General features: G+C 68.1%; 12 protein-coding genes. 7 read left to right on the forward strand and 5 right to left on the reverse strand.

The annotated features are described in order from the left end of the window. Positions 1-144: 144 nt before the first annotated feature. Positions 145-2,112 (reverse strand): HAD-IIIA family hydrolase, encoded by a 1,968-nt coding sequence (locus ACQY4T_RS05700; protein WP_428538787.1) that lies wholly within the window; start codon positions 2,110-2,112, stop codon positions 145-147. A 442-nt stretch (positions 2,113-2,554) separates the two neighbouring features. After that, positions 2,555-3,997 carry a protein adenylyltransferase SelO gene (locus ACQY4T_RS05705; RefSeq protein WP_428538789.1) on the reverse strand — a complete coding sequence of 481 codons (1,443 nt, stop codon included), beginning with the start codon at positions 3,995-3,997 and terminating at the stop codon, positions 2,555-2,557. 193 nt (positions 3,998-4,190) lie between these two features. Between ACQY4T_RS05705 and ACQY4T_RS05710 the strand changes: the two genes are divergently transcribed. From ACQY4T_RS05710 to ACQY4T_RS05725, 4 genes are all read left to right on the forward strand, one after another. Continuing rightward, the gene (locus tag ACQY4T_RS05710; protein WP_428538791.1) at positions 4,191-5,177 is read left to right on the forward strand and encodes an LLM class flavin-dependent oxidoreductase; all 987 of its coding nucleotides are present in this window, start codon (positions 4,191-4,193) and stop codon (positions 5,175-5,177) included. Between the two features lie 90 nt (positions 5,178-5,267). Next, positions 5,268-6,407, forward strand: a complete 1,140-nt coding sequence (locus ACQY4T_RS05715; RefSeq protein WP_428538793.1) for a TIGR03557 family F420-dependent LLM class oxidoreductase — start codon at positions 5,268-5,270, stop codon at positions 6,405-6,407. A gap of 281 nt (positions 6,408-6,688) precedes the next feature. Continuing rightward, the gene (locus ACQY4T_RS05720) at positions 6,689-9,859 is read left to right on the forward strand and encodes an efflux RND transporter permease subunit (RefSeq protein ID WP_428538795.1); all 3,171 of its coding nucleotides are present in this window, start codon (positions 6,689-6,691) and stop codon (positions 9,857-9,859) included. After that, positions 9,856-11,124: an efflux RND transporter periplasmic adaptor subunit gene (locus tag ACQY4T_RS05725; RefSeq protein WP_428538797.1), complete on the forward strand. Its 1,269-nt coding sequence runs from the start codon at positions 9,856-9,858 to the stop codon at positions 11,122-11,124. Before ACQY4T_RS05720 ends, ACQY4T_RS05725 begins: the two co-directional genes overlap by 4 nt. Before the next feature lie 92 nt (positions 11,125-11,216). On the opposite strand, the gene ACQY4T_RS05730 is transcribed toward ACQY4T_RS05725, so the two are convergent. Then, positions 11,217-13,802, reverse strand: coding sequence for a GNAT family N-acetyltransferase (locus ACQY4T_RS05730; protein WP_428538799.1), 2,586 nt, complete (start codon positions 13,800-13,802; stop codon positions 11,217-11,219). Between the two features lie 108 nt (positions 13,803-13,910). Between ACQY4T_RS05730 and ACQY4T_RS05735 the strand changes: the two genes are divergently transcribed. From ACQY4T_RS05735 to ACQY4T_RS05745, 3 genes are all read left to right on the forward strand, one after another. Beyond that, the gene (locus ACQY4T_RS05735) at positions 13,911-14,942 is read left to right on the forward strand and encodes an alpha/beta hydrolase fold domain-containing protein (RefSeq protein ID WP_428538801.1); all 1,032 of its coding nucleotides are present in this window, start codon (positions 13,911-13,913) and stop codon (positions 14,940-14,942) included. A 187-nt stretch (positions 14,943-15,129) separates the two neighbouring features. Beyond that, entirely contained in the window at positions 15,130-15,714 is a 585-nt protein-coding gene (locus ACQY4T_RS05740; RefSeq protein ID WP_428538803.1) for an N-acetyltransferase family protein, read from the forward strand. Between the two features lie 111 nt (positions 15,715-15,825). Next, positions 15,826-16,488 (forward strand): protein tyrosine phosphatase, encoded by a 663-nt coding sequence (locus ACQY4T_RS05745; protein ID WP_428542738.1) that lies wholly within the window; start codon positions 15,826-15,828, stop codon positions 16,486-16,488. Positions 16,489-16,589: 101 nt separating this feature from the next. On the opposite strand, the gene hemC is transcribed toward ACQY4T_RS05745, so the two are convergent. Together hemC and copM are read right to left on the reverse strand one after the other, a co-directional pair. Next, positions 16,590-17,567: a hydroxymethylbilane synthase gene (gene hemC, locus ACQY4T_RS05750; RefSeq protein WP_428538805.1), complete on the reverse strand. Its 978-nt coding sequence runs from the start codon at positions 17,565-17,567 to the stop codon at positions 16,590-16,592. 227 nt (positions 17,568-17,794) lie between these two features. Further along, on the reverse strand, positions 17,795-18,175 hold the full coding sequence (gene copM / locus ACQY4T_RS05755) for a CopM family metallochaperone (protein ID WP_428538807.1): 381 nt from the start codon (positions 18,173-18,175) through the stop codon (positions 17,795-17,797). Positions 18,176-18,198 lie beyond the last annotated feature (23 nt).

The following is an 18,198-nucleotide window of genomic DNA, read 5'->3' on the forward strand; positions in this document are numbered from 1 at the left end:
ATGTTCTTAGCTTAATCGAAAATATTTGGCAAGGATTATGTTTTCCTGATCACGGGGTCCATCGCGATAGCGGCCGTTCTGCCGGCCGGCCCGCGGCCCTGGGGGCGCCCCTCGGGTCCAAGCCGGCGCGATCACCATTGCTGGCTACCGTCGCCGACCGGGCCCATGCGCAACGGCATCCGGCCGATGTTCAAGCGGGGTCCTTCCGCTCGGCGCGGCGCCAAGCAATCCGTCGAGGCTGATCTTATGGGCCGCCGCCATGCCCAACCGAACCAGGGTTTCGTGCTCGCCGGCTTCGGCTTCGCGCCACGCCGCCGAGGCGCCGCGCCGGGCCGCCTCGTGCCGGACCCGAACCAGGCGGGGTGCCTCGGCGGCGTCCACCTGGATGGTCCGGTCGGCGCGGCCGCACCGTCTGGCCAATTCCAGCGCCACGACGCCATCCCAGATCACCGTCGCGCCGGGCGGCAGCGTGGGCCCCGGGCGGCTCCATTCCGAGCGCCCGAATCGGCCGGCATAGGCTGGCGGTGCAAGCTCGACGGGCGCGGCGCGCCGTCCGTTGGCGCGGCCGAGCGCCTCGACCAGCAGATCGATCGCGTAGCCGCCCCAAGCGCCCGGCCCGGGCTGGGCGTCCGTTCGGGCCCAGGCGTCGAGCTGAACCACCACCGCGGGCTGTCCGCGTTGGCGCAGCTCGCGCGCCAGCATGGCGGCCACGGTGGATTTGCCCGATCGCGCCGGGCCGCCGACGAACCAGTCCTGGTTCGGATGCATCGCCGCCAGCAGCGCTGCCCCGGCGTCCACGATCCGGCGATAGTCGTCCAGGATGAAGCCGACGGCGGCGGCGAAATCCGGCTGCGTAAAGCCTGGCTCGAAGCGATGGCGGCCGTCCAGCCCGCCATTGCCGGTGCGCACCAGGATGGCGGAGACGCCGGCCGCTTCGGCGGCGCCGAGGTCGGCCGTGCTGTCGCCGATGACCCAGCTTGCCGCCGGATCGAGGTTCAGGTCACGCGCCGCCCGCAGCACCAGCCCCGGCGCCGGCTTGCGGCAATCGCAGACGATCTTCAGCGCGGCCACCTCGCCGGGGACGCCGGCGTCGGGATGGTGCGGACAATAGTAGTAGCGATCGAAATAGGCGCCATCGACCGCGAGCTCGGTGTCCAGCCGGGCATGGATGCGACGTAGCGCGGCCTCGTCGGCCTGGCCGCGCGCCAGCACCGGCTGGTTGGTGATTACCGCGGTCCGCCATTCGGCCTGGTTCAGCCGACGCAGCGCCGCGCCCACACCGGGAAATACCTCAAGCCCCTCGGCTCGGCGCAGATGGCTGACATCGCGGTTCAGCGTGCCGTCACGATCGATCAGCACGCCCGGCCGAGGCTGTTCCAACCCGGCGCGGCCGATGGCGCCGTCGGCAAAGGCGCGGCGCACCCGGTCGAGCCGCGCCGGCGTGCCGATATCCATGATGTATTCCGGTGACTGGTAGCCGCGCAGCCGTGCTCCGGCCGACACCATGCGGGGGAACAGATCCTTGGCGAAATCCAACGGCGGAGCCGCGTCCCGCCAGGCCGCCAGCGCGTCGCGGCGCAGGATATAGAGTGCCGCGTTGACCAGGTTCGGCAGCCACGCCCGCTTTGGGTGCGGGTGGGGATGGAAGCGGACGATGTTGCCCGCGCTGTCCTGCTCGACCCGGTCGCAGTCCCGCGGATGGTCGTTTGCATGCAGCAACAGCGATCCGGCGGCGGCGGGGTCGACTTCGTGGCAGGCCCAGAACCGCGCAAGATCCACCTCCGGCATGGTATCGCCGTACAGAACGGCGAACTCTGCCGCGAGGTCGGGCAGCGCCGCCAGCACCGCCCCGGCGGTGCCGCGCGGGGTGCCGTCATGCAGCAACCGGACCGGGATCGACGGCCGTTGCGGTCCGGCCAGCCATGCGCGGATCTGGTCCGCGCCATGACCGACCAGCAGCACGACGTCGTCGAAGCCGTGCCTGGCCAGCAGCCGCAACTGGTGTCCCAGCAGCGGTGTTCCGCCCACATCGGCCAATGATTTCGGCAGGTCGCCGAGCACGCTTCGTAGCCGGGTGCCCTGGCCGCCAGCCAGTATGATGGCCTGTCTCAATGTCCTGTGTCCTGGGCGGCAGTCTCGGGGGCGCCGTGCCGGGTCGTTCCTACCGCTTCGGTCCGCAACCGACGGCCCAACGCCGGTGTCATCGCGCTGGCTCGATAAGCTCCGCTGGTGCCAACAGATGGCAGCGGCATCGCCGTTTCATTTCCAGCGATGGATGCCAGGCAACGAGCCGCTGCACGACCTCGGTCCTTGCCGCTTCGCGAACGCCGCCGGTGTCGAGAACAGCATCGAGGGTCGTCCCGGAACGGAGATTTTTCTTCGTCACGTCATGACCTCCTTCACGCGTCGGCTTGACCGCATTACAGAGCGGCCCAACACAGAGCGGCCCAACACAGAGCGGCCCAACACAGAGCGGCCCAACACAGAGCGGCCGAGTCAAAAGCGTGCCGGCGCCGATTGCCAACCCGACGCCGGCTTCAGTTTCCCAACCGCCTTAGGTTCCGCAGAAAGTCTGTCGCACGCGTTCCTCGTGCCGCGGCGGACGGGCATACTGCTCAAGCGCCGGATCGTCCCGGTAAGGCTGCGACAGCACGTCCAGCAAGGTCTCGAACGGTCCGAAATCGGCCCGCTCGACGGCCGCGGTCAGCGCCGCCTCGACGACATGGTTGCGGGCGATAACCGCCGGGTTGACCGCCCGCATCGCCGCGCCTGGATCGACTTCCCGCGCCAGTCTGACCCGCCACCGCCGCGCCCAGGCGTCATACCCGGCGCCGTCGCGGAACCGCACCGCCGCATCGGCCGCCGGACTGTCGGCCGCGTCGCACAGCCGGCGGAACGTCTGGGTAAAATCAGCGCCGTCCGCCGCCATCAGCTTCAACAGGTCCTGCGTCAGGTTGTCGTCGCCCTCCGGCTCGCCGGAAAGCCCGATCTTGCGCCGCAGGCCACCGAAATACGTGGCTTCGAAGTGCGGCGCGAAGCCTTGCAACGACTGCTTCGCCGCGTCCTCGTTGTTGTCAAGCAACGGCAGCAGGCACTCGGCCAGCCGCGTCAGGTTCCACAGCGCGATCCTGGGCTGGTTGCCGTAGGCGTAGCGGCCCTGATGATCGATCGAACTGAACACGGTGGCCGGATCATAGCCATCCATGAAGGCGCACGGGCCATAATCGATCGTTTCACCTGAAACCGAGCAGTTGTCGGTGTTCATCACGCCGTGGATGAAGCCGACCAGCAGCCATTGCGCCACCAGCGCCGCCTGCCGCGCGACGACCTGGTCCAGGAACGCTCGATATGGGTCCGGGCCGCGCGCGGCATCGGGGTAATGCCTGGCGATCGCGTAGTCGGCCAGCCGGCGCACGTCGTCCTGGTCGCCCCGAGCGGCGAGATACTGGAACGTGCCGACACGGATATGGCTCGCGGCGACCCGGGTCAGCACCGCGCCGGGCAAGCGGGTTTCGCGCCACACCGTTTCTCCGGTGGTCACCGCGGCCAGTGCCCGCGTGGTAGGAATTCCCAACCCCGCCATCGCCTCGCTGATCAGGTATTCGCGCAGCACCGGCCCGAGCGCGGCACGCCCGTCGCCGCGGCGGGAAAACGGCGTTGGCCCCGACCCTTTCAACTGGATGTCGCGACGCACCCCGTCTTGCCCGACCACCTCACCCAGCAAATTGGCGCGGCCGTCGCCGAGCTGGGGCACGAAATGGCCGAACTGGTGCCCGGCGTAGGCCAGGGCGATCGGGTCGGCGCCTTTCGGCACCTGGTTGCCGGCCAGCAGGGCCACGCCCTGTGGCGTCGCCAACTCCTCCGCATCGAGCCCCAGTTGCTCTGCCAGGGCGCGGTTCAGCCGCACCAGTGCCGGCGCCGCCGCCGGTGTTGGATCAACCCGGGCGTAAAACCGGTCCGGCAGACGCGCATAGCTGTTGTCGAATTGGATGTGCATATCCGATCCTACCGCGATATGCCGCCGGACGCATCCCACACTCTTTCGCTGGCGCTTCCGGCAGTATTCCTCCCGGTGCTTCCCGCACTTTTTTCGGCCGGCGCTCCCGCACTCTTTCGGCCGCCGCTCCCGCTATTCCTCCTGGCGCTTCCGGCACTATTCCTCCCGGGACTTCCCGCACTATGTAGTGTGGATGATCCCCTTGTCCGTACTCGACCTCTCCCCGGTCCCCGAGGGCAGCGACGCCGGCCAGGCGCTGCGCAACTCGATCGATCTTGCAAGTCACGTCGAGGCGCTAGGCTACCGGCGCTACTGGATGGCCGAGCACCACAACATGGCGGGAATCGCCAGCGCGGCGACCGCGGTGGCACTGGCCCATGTCGCGGTGGCAACCAGCAGCATCCGGGTCGGCGCCGGCGGCATCATGCTGCCGAACCACGCGCCGCTGCTGATCGCCGAGCAATTCGGCACCCTGGCCGCGCTGCATCCCGGCCGCATCGACCTCGGGCTGGGGCGCGCGCCGGGGTCCGACCAGCTCGCGGCGCGGGCGATGCGGCGCAATCTGGCGGCCGACGTGAACCAGTTCCCCTCCGACGTGGTGGAACTGATGCACTATTTCCGTCCCGCCGAACCGAACCAGCCGCTGCGCGCGGTGCCCGGTGCCGGCGAGGACGTCGCGGTGTGGATTCTCGGTTCCAGTACGTTCGGCGCCCAGTTGGCGGCGCATCTTGGCCTGCCGTACGCCTTCGCCTCGCACTTCGCGCCGGAACAGATGCGGGACGCGGCGGCGATCTACCGCGACCGCTTCCGCCCGTCGCCGCACCTGGCCTCGCCGCACCTCATGTTGGGGGTGAACGTGTTCGCCGCTGACACCGATGCCGAGGCGCGGCGGCTGTTTTCCTCGTTGCAGCAGGCGTTCCTGAACCTGCGCCGCGGCCGGCCGGGCAAACTGCCGGCTCCGGTCGAGGACTTCGAGGCCAGGGTCGATCGCCATGGCTTGGCGATGCTGGCCGACGCCCTGGCGTGTTCGGTGGTCGGTGGGCCGGAAACCGTGCGTGATGGCTTGCGCGCGTTCGCCGCCGCTACCGGCGCCGACGAACTCATGGTCACCGCGCAGATCTTCGACCACGGCGCACGCAAGCGGTCGTTCGAGATCCTGGCACAGGCTGCCGAAGACTGAGTTCGGCGCGCCGCGCGAAATATCGCGACGTGTGCGATCGGTGATCGGAACCCTGCCCGACGCACCCCGTTGGGGTACACGGACAATGCCATGCAGATCGACAGCACATCCGGGTTGTTCCCCGCCAGGCGCAACCTGCTGAAATGGACTGGCGCGGTGGCCGGTGCGAGCAGCCTCGGGCTGACCGCGGCCCATGCGCAACCCGCCGCGGCCGTAGCCCCGACCGGCGCACGCGAAGTCGGCGGCCTGCGCACGGGCATGTTCAGCTACATGCTCGCCAGCGAGCAGTTTCCCACCGCCGAACTGGTCAAACTCGGGGCACAGGCGTCGCGCGCCGGCTTCCAGGTGCTGTCCACCAGCGACCACATGCAGCCCTGGCAGTCCAACGAGGGCCATGTCGGACAGGCCTGGGTCACCATGGGGGCGCTCGGCGCCCATGCGCACGGCTGGATGGGCACCACCGTCACCTGCCCGACGCTGCGCTACAATCCCGCCGTGGTGGCCGAGGCGTTCGCGACCTTGACCCACCTCTATCCGGGGCGGGTGTTCCTGGGCGTCGGATCGGGCGAGGCACTGAACGAGCAGGCGGTCACCGGAAACTGGCCGAAATGGCAGGAACGCTGGGACCGGCTGATCGAGGCGATCACCATCATCCGCCAGCTCTGGTCGGGCCAGGACGTCGCCTTCAAGGGCAAATACTACACCGTCAACGCCAGGCTGTACGACCCCCCGACCACTCCGATCCCGCTGCTGACCGCGGCCAACGGCAAGAAGTCGATGCGCCTGGCCGGCCAATACGGCGACGGACTGGTCACCGACCCGATGTCCTGGATGCAGCACAAATCCGAGTGGCAGGAAGGCGCCCGCGCCGCCGGCAAGGACCCGGCCCAGATGCCCGTCCTGGTCGAGCAATACGTCGTCGTCGGCGATCAGCACGCCGCCGATCAAGCGGCGGAGTTCTGGCGCTTCGGCCCCAAGGCCTTCAAGACGCTGTACAACGTTCGCAGTCCGGCCGAGATCCAGCAAAAAGCCGATGCCGGCACGCCGCTTTCCGAGGTCCAGAAGTCATGGGCGATCGGCACCGATCCGGCTGTGCACATCAACAAGATGCGCCAGTTGTTCGACAGCGGCGTCAGCATCGTCAACGTGCATTCCGGCCAGCCCGACCAGACCCGGGTGATCGAGTTCTACGCCCAGCGGGTGCTGCCGGCGTTCAAACAACCGGCGTGACCGGGCTCGCTGGCTAGTATCGCGCATCAGTGAAGTGCGATACGTCGCCGTTTGTTCAAGTATTCGGTTCACGCGCCGGTTCGCGGACACTCGGCGTCTTACGCTCCTCTGTGATCGCTTACGAGCGGCCTTGCGGTTGGACGGCCGAGTGCGCCTCCGCGTCACAATTCAAACCAAACCCGATGCTGGACAGGATTTAATCTGGCCAGCCCGCTCGGCTGGGTGGCCGCTGCACCGCAGCACTTGCGCCTGGCGCCGACCCCGCCAAATACCGACATCAGATGGGTCTCGTCACATATGCGCTGAAGTTCCGCATCACATTCTACGTGATGTCGATCCTGATCCTGCTTGCCGGGATCGGCGGCTACATCGTGATGCCGAAAGATGTGCTGCCCGAGGTCAACATTCCGGTGGTGACAATTGTCTGGACCTACACCGGTCTCGACACGCCGGAGATGGAAAAGCGCGTCACCACCTATACCGAGTTCGCGCTCAGCAACAACGTCAACGGCATCCGCGACATGGAGAGCACGACGCTGCAGGGCGTCACCATCACGCGGATCTACTTCCAGTCCGATGTCAGCATCGACACCGCGCTGTCGCAGGTGACCGCGTCGACCAACTCGATCCGCGCCGTGCTGCCGCCCGGCATCAATCCGCCGGTGGTGATGCGATTCTCCGCCTCGACCGTGCCGGTGATCCAGTTGGCGATGAGTTCGAAGCAGGAGAACGAGCGGCAACTGTATGATTACGGCCAGTACCGTGTCCGCCAGACCCTGACCACCGTTCCGGGATCGACACTGCCGTCGCCCTATGGCGGCGCGCCGCGCCAGATCATGGTGGATCTGGACCTGCACGCCTTGCAGGCCTACGGACTGACCGCCGCCGACGTCACCAGCGCGATGACCGCGCAGAACATCACGGTTCCGTCCGGCCTCGCCAAGTTCGGCGGCAAGCAATACGTCATCCGGCTGAACTCGACGCCCGAGGCGGTGTCCGCCCTGAACGAGGTGCCGATCAAGGTCGTCAACGGCTCGCCGATCCTGATGCGCGACGTCGCCTATGTGCGCGACGGCGGCCCGCCGCAGCAGAACATCGTGCGCGAGAACGGCCTGCGCGGCGTGCTGCTGACCATTTTGAAGAACGGCAACGCCTCGACGCTGTCGGTGGTCAACACGGTGAAATCGCTGCTGCCGGGCATTCGCGCCGCGGCGCCGAAGGACATGAACATCACCCCGCTGTTCGACCAGTCGGTGTTCGTCTCCGGCGCGATCAGCGACGTGATCCGCGAAGGTGCCATCGCCGCCGGACTGACCGGGCTGATGATCCTGCTGTTCCTGGGTTCCTGGCGCTCGACCTTGATCGTGCTGGTCTCGATCCCGCTGTCGATCCTGACCTCGCTGGCGGTGCTCGCCGCGCTGGGTGAAACGGTCAACATCATGACCCTGGGTGGCCTGGCGCTGGCCGTCGGCATCCTGGTGGACGATGCCACCGTGGCGATCGAGAACACCTATCGGCTGCTGGAGGAAGGCAAGGAGTTCCGCCACGCGGTGGTGCACGGCGCGGCCGGCATCGCCAAGCCGGCGCTGATCTCCACCCTGTCGATCTGCTGCGCTTTCGTCTCGGTCACCTTCCTGACCGATGCGCCGAAATACCTGTTCACCCCGCAGGCGCTGGCGGTGGTGTTCGGCATGCTGGCGTCCTACGTGCTGTCGCGCACTCTGGTGCCGATCCTGATCGACGTGCTGGTGCGCCACGAGCGGCATGACCACGATACCGGGCCACCGGGGTTTTTCGGCCGCTTCCGTGATCGTTTCGAGCAAGGCTTCACCCGCTTTCACCGCTTCTATGTCGGCCTGCTGCACGTGGTGATCGGCCACCGCTTCATCACCTTGGGCGTGGTCGGGTCGATCATCGCCGGCGCCGCCGTTCTGTTCGTCTTCGTCGGCACCGACTACTTCCCCCAGATCGACGCCGGCCAGATGACGCTGCATGTGCGCGCGCCACCCGGCGTGCGCATCGAACAGGCCGAGATTCTGTTCCAGAAGGTCGAGGACACCATCCGCCAGGTGGTGCCGCGCGACCAACTGGGCGATATCATCGACAATATCGGCCTGCCGGCGTCGAACTATAACTTCGCCTTCGGCAACGGCACCTTCGTGGCCTACAACGACGGCCAGGTATTGGTCACGCTGAAGCCCGGCCACGGCTCAACCTTTACCTATCAGAAACGACTTCGTTCGATCCTGCACCAGCGTTTTCCGGACGCGATCTTCTACTTCGAAGCCGCCGATATCATCACCCAGATCCTGGACTTCGGCGTGCCGTCGCAGATCGACGTGCAGGTCAATGGGCGTCACCCCGGCAAGGATCTGCAGACCGCCCAGGCGATCGCCACCAGGCTACGCGGTGTGCGCGGGGCGGTGGATGTGCATATCCAGCAGATCACCAACGCGCCGGAGTTTTTCGTCAAGGTCGATCGCCAGCGCGCCGCCGAACTCGGCTTGACCGAACAGCAGGTCGCCGCCGACTTGAACGTGTCGCTCAGCGGCAGCTTCCAGGTCAGCCCGAACTTCTGGGCCGATCCGCAGACCGGCATACCCTATCAGGTCTGGGTGCAGACCCCGGAATACCGCAACGACAGTATCACCTCGATCACCAACACCCCGCTGCTGGTCTCCGCCGCGACCGCCCCCGGGCCACTTGCCCTGCAACTGCTGTCCAACGTCGCCACGCTGCAGCGCGGCACCGAGCAGACGGTGGCCAATCACGTCAACACGCAGCCGACCTACGACGTTTACGCCGCGGTGCAGGATCGCGACCTGGGCGGCGTCGAGGCCGACATCGACCGCATCGTCGCCGATCAGCAAAAGCAACTGCAGGCGCCGGACAAGATTTCGATACGCGGTCAGATCCAAAGCAAGGATCAGGCATTCCTGCACATCGGCATCGGCCTGATCGTCGCCATGGTCGCGGTCTACCTGCTGATGGTGATCAACTTCCAGACCTGGGGCGACCCGTTCGTCGTGCTGGCGGCGCTGCCGCTGGCGTTTTCGGGCATCGTCGCCAGCCTGTTCATCACGCAGACCTCGTTTTCGATCCCGTCGCTGATGGGCGCCATCATGAGCGTCGGCGTCGCGTCAGCCAATTCCATCCTGCTGGTCACCTTCGCCCGCGAGCATCGCGAAACCCACGGGTCCAGCGCCGCCGAAGCCGCCATCGCCGCCGGCGAAACCAGGTTGCGGCCGGTGCTGATGACCGCGGGTGCGATGTTCGTCGGCCTGCTGCCGATGGCGGTCGGCGTGGGTGAAGGCAGCGAGCAGAATGCCGCCTTGGCACGCGCCGTGCTAGGCGGGATTGGCGTCGGAACCTGCTCAACGCTGCTGTTCGTGCCGTTCCTTTATACATTGTTGCGGCGTGGCGAGGCCAAGCCGCTGGAAGATTACCTATGACCGAAACCGGGCCGCCGCCGCCGCCGCGCAAGCGCGTCATCGCCTACGTGCTGATCCCGGTCGCGTTGCTGCTGGGCTTCGGCGCCTACCGGCACTGGCGCACCTACGCCGATGCCGCCGAAACCCAGGCTGGGCAGGAGAATTTCGTCCCCGAGGTGCGCACCGCCACCGCCCAGCGGGTCGATTCGCCAGTGCAACTGATGCTGCCGGGCCAGACCGAGGCGTTCGACGTCGCCAACCTGTATCCGCGCGCCACCGGATACGTCGCCGAACGCCGCGTCGATATCGGCAGCCGGGTCAAGGCCGGCGATCTGCTGCTGCGCATCGACGCCCCCGACCTCGATCAGCAACTGCGCCAGGCCGAGGCGCAGCTCGGCCAGAACCGCGCCGGGGTGCTGCAGGCGCAGGCCCAGGTGCAGACCGCCCAGGCCAATGCCAAGCTGGCCAATGTCACCAAGTTCCGCGAAACCACACTGGCCGGACAGGGCTGGGAAACCAAGCAGAACGCCGACAACGCCACCGCCAACTTCTCGGTGCAGACCGCCGCCATCGACAACGCCGAGGCCGGTGTCGCGGTCGCGCTGGCCAATCTGAAGGCGCAGCAGGCCACCGTCGATCGGCTGGCCGCATTGACCGCGTTCGAGCAGGTCAAGGCGCCGTTTGACGGCGTCATCACCGCGCGTAACGTCGATAAGGGCGACCTGCTGACGCAGGACAGCAGCGGCGGGTCGCCGATGTTCAGCATCGCCCGCGACGACGTGCTGCGCATCGCGGTCTATGTTCCGCAAAGCAGCGCCATCGGCATCCACGATGGCGTCGAGGCCCAGGTCACGGTGCCGGAACTTCCCGGCCGCGTGTTCAGCGGCCGCGTCGCGCGCAGCGCCGTGGCGTTGCAGGCGGCATCGCGCTCGATGCTGACCGAAGTCGATGTCGCCAACCCGGGCGGCGTGCTGCACCCGGGGTCGTTCGTCAACGTGGCGTTCTCGATTCCGCGCCAGGCACCGGCGATCGTCGTGCCGGACGCCGCGCTGGTGTTCAACGCCGCCGGGCTGCAGGTCGCGACGGTGGGCGCCGATAGCCGGGTCCACTTGCAGAAAGTCACGATCTACCGCGATTTCGGCACCACCGCCGAACTGCGCGACGGCCTGCAGGGTGGCGAAAACCTTATACTCAGCCCGCCCGCCGAGCTCGCTGATAACGCCAAGGTCGACGTCGTCAATCCGCCGCCGAAACCCGAGGCCGGCCACGAGACCGCCAGCCGTTGACGCGTCGGCCGTGCCGTTGACCCACCAGCCGTTGACGCAGCTTCATGTCGTGGGCCGACGCCGGTTATTGCGCAGCGCCCAACCGTCAGTCTTCAAAGCCCCAGCGTCGCCTCGATGATCTCGGGATCGTCGGGCAGGCGGTGCAGGCTGAATCCAAGATGGCGGACGAACGCCAGCATCGGGTGATTGTTGGCCAAGATCTGCCCAACCACCTGCTGCAGGCCGCGGCTCCGGGCCCAGTCGATCAGCCGCCGCATCAGTTCCGAGGCCACGCCGCGGCCCTTCATGTCGGCCTGCACGATCACCGCGAACTCACCGGCTTCGCCGTCCGGATCGCAGGCCAGGCGCGCCACGCCGACGGTTTCGGCGGTGGCGTCGTTGACGGCGACGAATGCCATCTCGCGATCGTAATCGACCTGGGTCAACCGAGCCGTCATTTCCGGCGAAAGCTGGCGCATTGCGCTGAAGAAACGATAGCGGATGTCCTCGGCCGACAGGCGTGAGAAGAACGCCGTGTGGGCGGTGGCGTCTTCCGGCCGGATCGGGCGGATGGTGATGCGGTCGACGGCGAATAGGCAATGTTCGGTCAATTCCACCGGATAGGGGGCGATCGCCAGGCGGCCCGGCGGTTCGTCGGCACGGCGCAGCCTGATCCAGGCGTCGACCGCCAGGACCCCGTCGGCATCGACGAACAGCGACGGCGTCTCCAGCACGGCGATTTCAGGGAAGTCGACGATCAGTTGGCTGATCCGCACCAACACCTGAGCGATTGCGTCGCTGCTGAGCGGTGGGTGGTCGCGCAGCGGCAGCCCCAGCATCGCACCGCCGCGGCAGCGCCGGATCAGGGCCTTGGCCAACGGCAGGTTCAGCGGCGGCAGATCGACCGCTCGGTCGGCGGGATTGGGCGTGGTGCCGCCGGCGCCGAAGCTGATCGTCGGTCCGAACGTCGCGTCATCGGCGACCTTGACCGAGAATTCCCGCGCCCGGCCGACACAGTGCTGGACCAGCAGTCCGGCGTTCGACTTGTGGCGGGCGGCCAATGCCTGAGCCGGGGCGATGACCGCTTGTGCGTCCTGCAGGTCGAACGCCAGACTGGCGGGAGGCCGCTCGGCCGGCGGCGTGCTGTCACGCAGCTTGACCACGGCGGGAAATCCGACCACCTGGGCGGCCGCGGCGGCATCCTGGGCGGTGGCGGCCACGCGGGTGGGGACCGTCGGGATGCCGTAGGCGGCGAGGACTTCAAGCGCCTGATCCTGGGTCAGCGCCAGCCGGTCCTGGGCTCGGGCCTGATCGAAAAGGCGGCGTACGCGGTGCCGGTCGGGGGCCAGGTCGAGCACCGCGCTGGGCGGCAGTTCGCGGGCGGCCTCGCGGTTGCGGCGGTCGCGCACCAAGAAGTCGAAGCCTTGCACCGCCTGGTCGGGGGTGGCGAACACCGGCAGGCCGGCTCGTGCCAAGGCGGTGCGATGCGCCGCCCCGGTGGTTTCGCCCATGGCGCAGACCAGCAGTGGCGCCCCCAGCGTGGCCGGGGCTTCGCGCAGGTTGGCGATGGCGGCGGCATCGGCTGCGCCTTGCGGGGCGTGGACGACCAGAACCCCGCCGATATCAGGCCGGGCCGCCAGGGCAAAGGCGGTCGCGGCCAGGTCGGCGGAGGCGACCGGGGTGATGGCCTGATCCGAACGCAGTTGCAGACCCTGGCGCAGAACGCTGTCGGCGGCGAGGCGTCCGGGGCCGATGGCGTTGCTGACGATCGCCAGCGTATCGCGTCGGGCCGGTCTGGCGCGCGACAAGGTCTCGGCGGCCGCCAGCAGGTCTTCGAGGCGCTTGACAGCGAGCACGCCGGCGCGGCGCAGCGCCGCCTCGAACGACAGGTCGGCTTCGCCATCATCGTCCAGCAGCCGCAGCCCGGCGCGCAGGGCGACCACCGGGCGCAGCCGGGCCGCGGCGCGGGCGGCGGACAGGAACAGGCGATGGTCCTTGATGCGGCGGATGTCGAGCAGGATGGCGCCGGTGCCGGGATCGCGCGACAGCCAGTCCAGGGTGGCCCCGAAGCCGATGCCGGCGTTGCCGCCGAGGCCGACGATATGGCTGAACCCGACGCCGTTCGGTCCGGCCCAGTCGATCACCGTCCGGCACAGCGCCGAGGATTGCGAGATCAATGCCAGGCGGCCCGGTGGCGGGGCAATGTGGGATCGGCTGGCGTTCAGTCGCAGGCCGGGCACCGCGAGGCCGAAGGAATGCGGCCCGAGGATTCGAACGCCGGTGCGGGCGGAATGGCCGGCGAGATCATCGGCGGCGCCAGGGACGATGGCGGCGAAGCAGTTGGCCTGGGCCAGCGCGGTGAGTTGGGGTCCGATCTGGTCCGGCGGGACGGCCAGCACCGCCAGCGAGACGTCCTTGACCAGCGTCGTGTGGATCGCGCCGTTGAAGCCACCGAGCCTGAGGTTGGCGAGGATCTGGGCACCGGCGCCGGGGTCCGCGTCGGGCAGCGCACCCGGGCCGCCCCTGATGGCGGCGCCCGCGTCCGCGCCGACCACGGCACCAGCGTCCGCGCCGATCAGGGCACTTGGGTCTGCGCCGATCACGGCACCAGTACCCGCGCCGATCAGGGCGACGGAGGCTGGTCGGAACAGCGCGGCCGGATCGAACCGGCCGGCGGTATGGAGGCGAGGGACGGTCATGCGGCTCCATACTGTCGCGGTAAGGGCATAAGGTCACGGCGGGATTCGTTGGCAAGTCGCGAACTGCGCTATCGTGTTCGGGCCGCAGCTTCACGGAGGGCGAACAAGATGTCGGATCGATCGCGCTGGGACGCCGAGATGGCCGCTTTCACCGGTGAACAGGAGCGGGCGGCGGCAGCCTATCCCGCGGTCAAGGCGGAGCTTCCGTTGGCGCCGCATCGCCGGGTCAACGATCTTCTGGGGCTGCGAACGGCGGTTGGCGGCCCGGTGATGGCGGACACGGCGGATCGCTTCGTCGACGCTCGTGGACGGCGGATTTTCTGCCGCGTGTTCCGGCCAGCCACCGATCGGCCAATCACTGATCGGCCAGCCGCTGATCGGCCAGCCACTGATCGGCTGATGACCGATCGGGTGGTTCCGACGCTGGTGTATTTTCACGGCGGCGGCTGGGTATGGGCGAATGTGGATACCCACGACCGGATGACGCGGGAATACGCCGCGGCCGGGCCGGTGGCGGTGGTCAGCGTGGATTATGCGCTGTCGCCGGAAGCGAAGTTCCCTCAGGCGCTGGAGGAGTGCGCGGCGGTGGTGCGCTGGGTCTGCCAGCATGGCGCTGATTGGGGGCTGGACCCGTCTCGGGTGTTCGTCGGCGGGGATTCGGCAGGCGGCAACCTGGCGCTGGCGACGGCGCTGCTGCTGCGCGATACCGGCGGCCCGGCTCTGGCCGGCGTGCTGGCGAACTATCCGGTGAGCGATGCTCGGTTCGACACGCCCAGCTATCGGGAATTCGGTGCCGGCGGGTTCGGACTGAACACCGAACGGATGGCGTTCTACTGGAGCGTCTACGTGCCGCACGATATCGACCGGCTGCACCCGCTGGCCGCGCCGTTGCGGGCGGACCTGGCCGGGCTGCCGCCGGTGATGGTGCTGCTGGCGGAACTGGACGTGCTGCGCTCAGAGGGCGAGGCACTGGTGGCCAAGCTGCGGGCCGCTGGGGTAGCCGTGGAAACCGAGACCTTCGCTGGGGTCGTGCATGGCTTCCTGCGCGCTACCGGAACGGTTGCGAAGGCGCGGGATGCGGTGGCGATGGCCGGGGCCTGGATGCGGCGGGTCGGCCTGGGTGCGGCGGTGTCAAGGTAAAGGATTGTTCAGCGAAGCGTTGCTGACCGGGTTGTTCGACCTGGGTTCGGGATCCGAGATGCCTCGGTCGTCATGCGACGTAAGCGCAATGATCGCGCCTAAAGCCTTGTCCCATCCGAGCGAGTACGTTATGGTATGGCATCGCTTTGCCGAATTTTGACCTGCCGCAGTAACGAGGTTCGATCAAATGGACGATCAGTCAAAGCCGGCTGCCCCCGACGCGCGCGCCAGCAGCGCCGCGATCAGCCATCAGCCGGACCCGACGGCTATCGTCGTCCGCCGCCCGACCGAGGCGGACGTCCCCGGGCTGGCGGCCCACTTCTCGGAGATGCAAGCACATTATAACTGCCCGGTCGCCGATACGGTCGCGACGCAGGCCGCGGCGCTGATCTGCAAGCCGCCGACCGCCGCCTTCGATCCGCGCGTGCTGATCGCGGTGGCCGGCAGTGCCGTCGTCGGTTCGCTGGTGATGAATGTTACCTTTCCGGCATACGCCCTGACCAAGGCACTGTATATCCGCGACCTCTATGTCGCGAAGGCGGCGCGCCGGCATCATGTCGGGCGAATGCTGGTTACGGCGGCGACCCACCTTGCGGTCAGCGAGGGCTTTTCGGCGGTGGAATGGACAACCGACTCGGCAAACAAGGCGGCACGGAAATTATACGAATCGTGCGGGGCAAGGCAGATCGATCGAACCTATTTCAGCGAACGGCGCGGCATCGCGCGACCGGTCCCCGCCGAACGCCGCCTGCCCCGCAGCGCAGCGGGATAGCCGGAAAGCCGATCCTGGACCACGCCGCGTGGCGCTGGTTGCCGCTCGGGTTCGGCCATGCGCATATGGGCGCGATTTTTCGAAGGCCTGGCGCGAACTCGCATGGACTCCATCTTCAACGGCGATCTGACCACCGGCAAAGGCCGCTCCGTGGCCTGGATCGACTCGCTGTTCATCGACCATGCGGTGTTCCGGCTGGCGTGGGGCAATCTGGCCGCGGTGGTTCCCGGCAAGATCTACCGCTGCAACCATCCGACTCCGCGGCGGTTGCGGCGGATGACGCGGCGGCTGGGACTGCGCACCCTGATCAACCTGCGCGGCAAGACCCAAAGCGGTTCGGATGCGCTGTCGCGCGAGGCGGCGCGCGCGCTGGGGCTGGATTTTCTTGACATGGCGTTCGACAGCCGCGGCGCGCCGCAGCGCGAGCGCATCCTGCGTCTGCACGACATCCACCAATCCATGCGGACACCGGCGATCATGCACTGCAAGTCCGGGGCCGACCGAGCCGGCCTCGCCGCCGGGCTGATCGTGCTGTTCGAAGGCGGCCGATCGGCTGATGCACTGCGCCAATTGTCGTGGCGGTTCGGTCACGTCAGGCAGGCCCGGACCGGCATCCTGGATGCATTCTTTTTGCGCTTTCAGCGCGAGGGCGAGGGCCGCAAGCCGTTCCTGGACTGGGTGCGGGAGGATTATGAAGCGGCCGCGCTGCAGCGCGACTTTCACGCCAACGGGCTGGCCAGCTTCATCAACGACTGGGTGTTGGCGCACGAATGACCGGTCGCGGAGCACCCGCGCGTATCCCAGGCGACGATCGATCGACCGGGGTGTGCGGCGGTTGTTAGGCGTGGCGTGCCTGCTGGCGGCGATCGCGCCGATCAGCCAGCGAACACATCCGCGGGCGCATCGGCCCGCAGGCCGGCGCCCAGGTCAGCCCCGATGCGCAGGGCGTCAGTCGGATGTCCGGTCACGGTCCGTTTTAGCAGAAACGATCCGTCGGCGCGGGCGACGACCGCCGTCAACGTCAGGCTGCCGTCGGCCAGCAACCGGGCATAGGCCCCGATCGGGGTGCGGCAGGACCCGTCAAGTGCGGCGAGCACCCCCCGTTCGGCGGTGGCTGTGGCGCGCGATGTCGGGTCCTCGATGGCGGCCAACAGATCCAGCATTGCGGCATCGTCGGCGCGGACCGTGATGCCGACGACTCCCTGGGCGGCGGACGGAACCATGATCGTCGGATCCAGGGTGACGGCGCCGGCAACCTCGACTGCCAGACGGTTCAGCCCGGCCAAGGCAAGCAGGCTGGCCTGGCAGCTTCCCTCGCGCAGCTTGCGCAATCGGGTCTGCACGTTGCCGCGGATCGATCCGACCCGCAGGTCGGGCCGCAGGTGCAGCAACTGCGCCTGGCGGCGCACCGAGGACGTGCCGACCAGGGCGCCATGCGGCAGCGCCGCCAGCGGGTCGGCGGCATCGGGCGTGCCGCAGGTATCGCCGAGGATCAGCACGTCGCGCGCATCTTCCCGGGTGAGCACGCAGCCGAGCACGATGCCGGCGGGAAGCTCGGTTTCCAGGTCCTTCAGGCTGTGCACGGCGCAGTCGATGCGGCGATCCAGCAACGCCTCGTGGATCTCCTTGGCGAACAGGCCCTTGCCGCCGATGTCGGCCAGCGGGCGGTCCTGCACCGCATCGCCGGTGGTGGCGACGATCACCTCCTGCCCGGGCGGTGCGTTCGGGATCGTGGCGAGCAGACGCAGGAAACCCCGCGTCTGCACCAGCGCCAGCGGGGACCCGCGGGTGCCAGCGCGGAGTGGCGGAGGCGCGTGCGGCGCGGCGCCGGGCGTGGGATCGGAAAGGTTCATCCCGACTGTCTAAAGCAACTGCGGCGGGGCGGGAATGCCGCGGCGGCGCGGCGGGGCGGGATGCTGCGGCAAGCGCAGCGGGGCAATGCCGCGGCATGCGCGGCGGGTCGGCAATGCCGCGGCACGCGCGGCGGGGCGGCAATGCCACGGCACGCGCGGCGGAGTGGCAATGCCGCGGCAACCCTGGAATGGCCCGCACCATGGAACCATGATCGGCTTGCGGGAACTCAGCGGGCGGCGTGCCTGGCCTGCCATGCCTGCATCTGCGCGATTTCGTTCTGCTGCGCCGCCACGATGGTCCGGGCCAGGCGCAACATCTCCGGGTCCTTGCCGTATTGCAGCTCGACCTTCGCCATATCGACCGCGCCTTGATGATGCGGCAGCATGCAGGCCACGAAGTCACGGTCGGCATCGCCGGTCATCGGCTGCATCATGCCGCGCATCATCTTTTCGTCGGCGGCCTTGAAGGCCTTGGATGCCGGGTTGGCCTCGCCCGCCGCCGGCGAAATCACCATGCCAGGCTCGGGCCGGGCCGGCGTCGGCTGAGCGGTCGCGGCGACAGTCGCTGCCATCGCCAGACCCAGCGCGGCACAGAGCGTTGTCTTCATGCTGGTTACCCTCGAACGGAACA

The organism is Rhodopila sp. (genome assembly GCF_965277825.1).
Classification (GTDB): domain Bacteria; phylum Pseudomonadota; class Alphaproteobacteria; order Acetobacterales; family Acetobacteraceae; genus Rhodopila.

Excerpts from the sequence above, each read along its gene's own strand:
- ACQY4T_RS05705 (WP_428538789.1), bottom strand. The coding sequence starts at position 3,997 with ATGCACATCCAATTCGACAACAGCTATGCGCGTCTGCCGGACCGGTTT.
- ACQY4T_RS05710 (WP_428538791.1), top strand. The coding sequence starts at position 4,191 with ATGATCCCCTTGTCCGTACTCGACCTCTCCCCGGTCCCCGAGGGCAGC.
- ACQY4T_RS05715 (WP_428538793.1), top strand. The coding sequence starts at position 5,268 with ATGCAGATCGACAGCACATCCGGGTTGTTCCCCGCCAGGCGCAACCTG.
- ACQY4T_RS05720 (WP_428538795.1), top strand. The coding sequence starts at position 6,689 with ATGGGTCTCGTCACATATGCGCTGAAGTTCCGCATCACATTCTACGTG.
- ACQY4T_RS05725 (WP_428538797.1), top strand. The coding sequence starts at position 9,856 with ATGACCGAAACCGGGCCGCCGCCGCCGCCGCGCAAGCGCGTCATCGCC.
- ACQY4T_RS05730 (WP_428538799.1), bottom strand. The coding sequence starts at position 13,802 with ATGACCGTCCCTCGCCTCCATACCGCCGGCCGGTTCGATCCGGCCGCG.
- ACQY4T_RS05735 (WP_428538801.1), top strand. The coding sequence starts at position 13,911 with ATGTCGGATCGATCGCGCTGGGACGCCGAGATGGCCGCTTTCACCGGT.
- ACQY4T_RS05740 (WP_428538803.1), top strand. The coding sequence starts at position 15,130 with ATGGACGATCAGTCAAAGCCGGCTGCCCCCGACGCGCGCGCCAGCAGC.
- hemC (WP_428538805.1), bottom strand. The coding sequence starts at position 17,567 with ATGAACCTTTCCGATCCCACGCCCGGCGCCGCGCCGCACGCGCCTCCG.
- copM (WP_428538807.1), bottom strand. The coding sequence starts at position 18,175 with ATGAAGACAACGCTCTGTGCCGCGCTGGGTCTGGCGATGGCAGCGACT.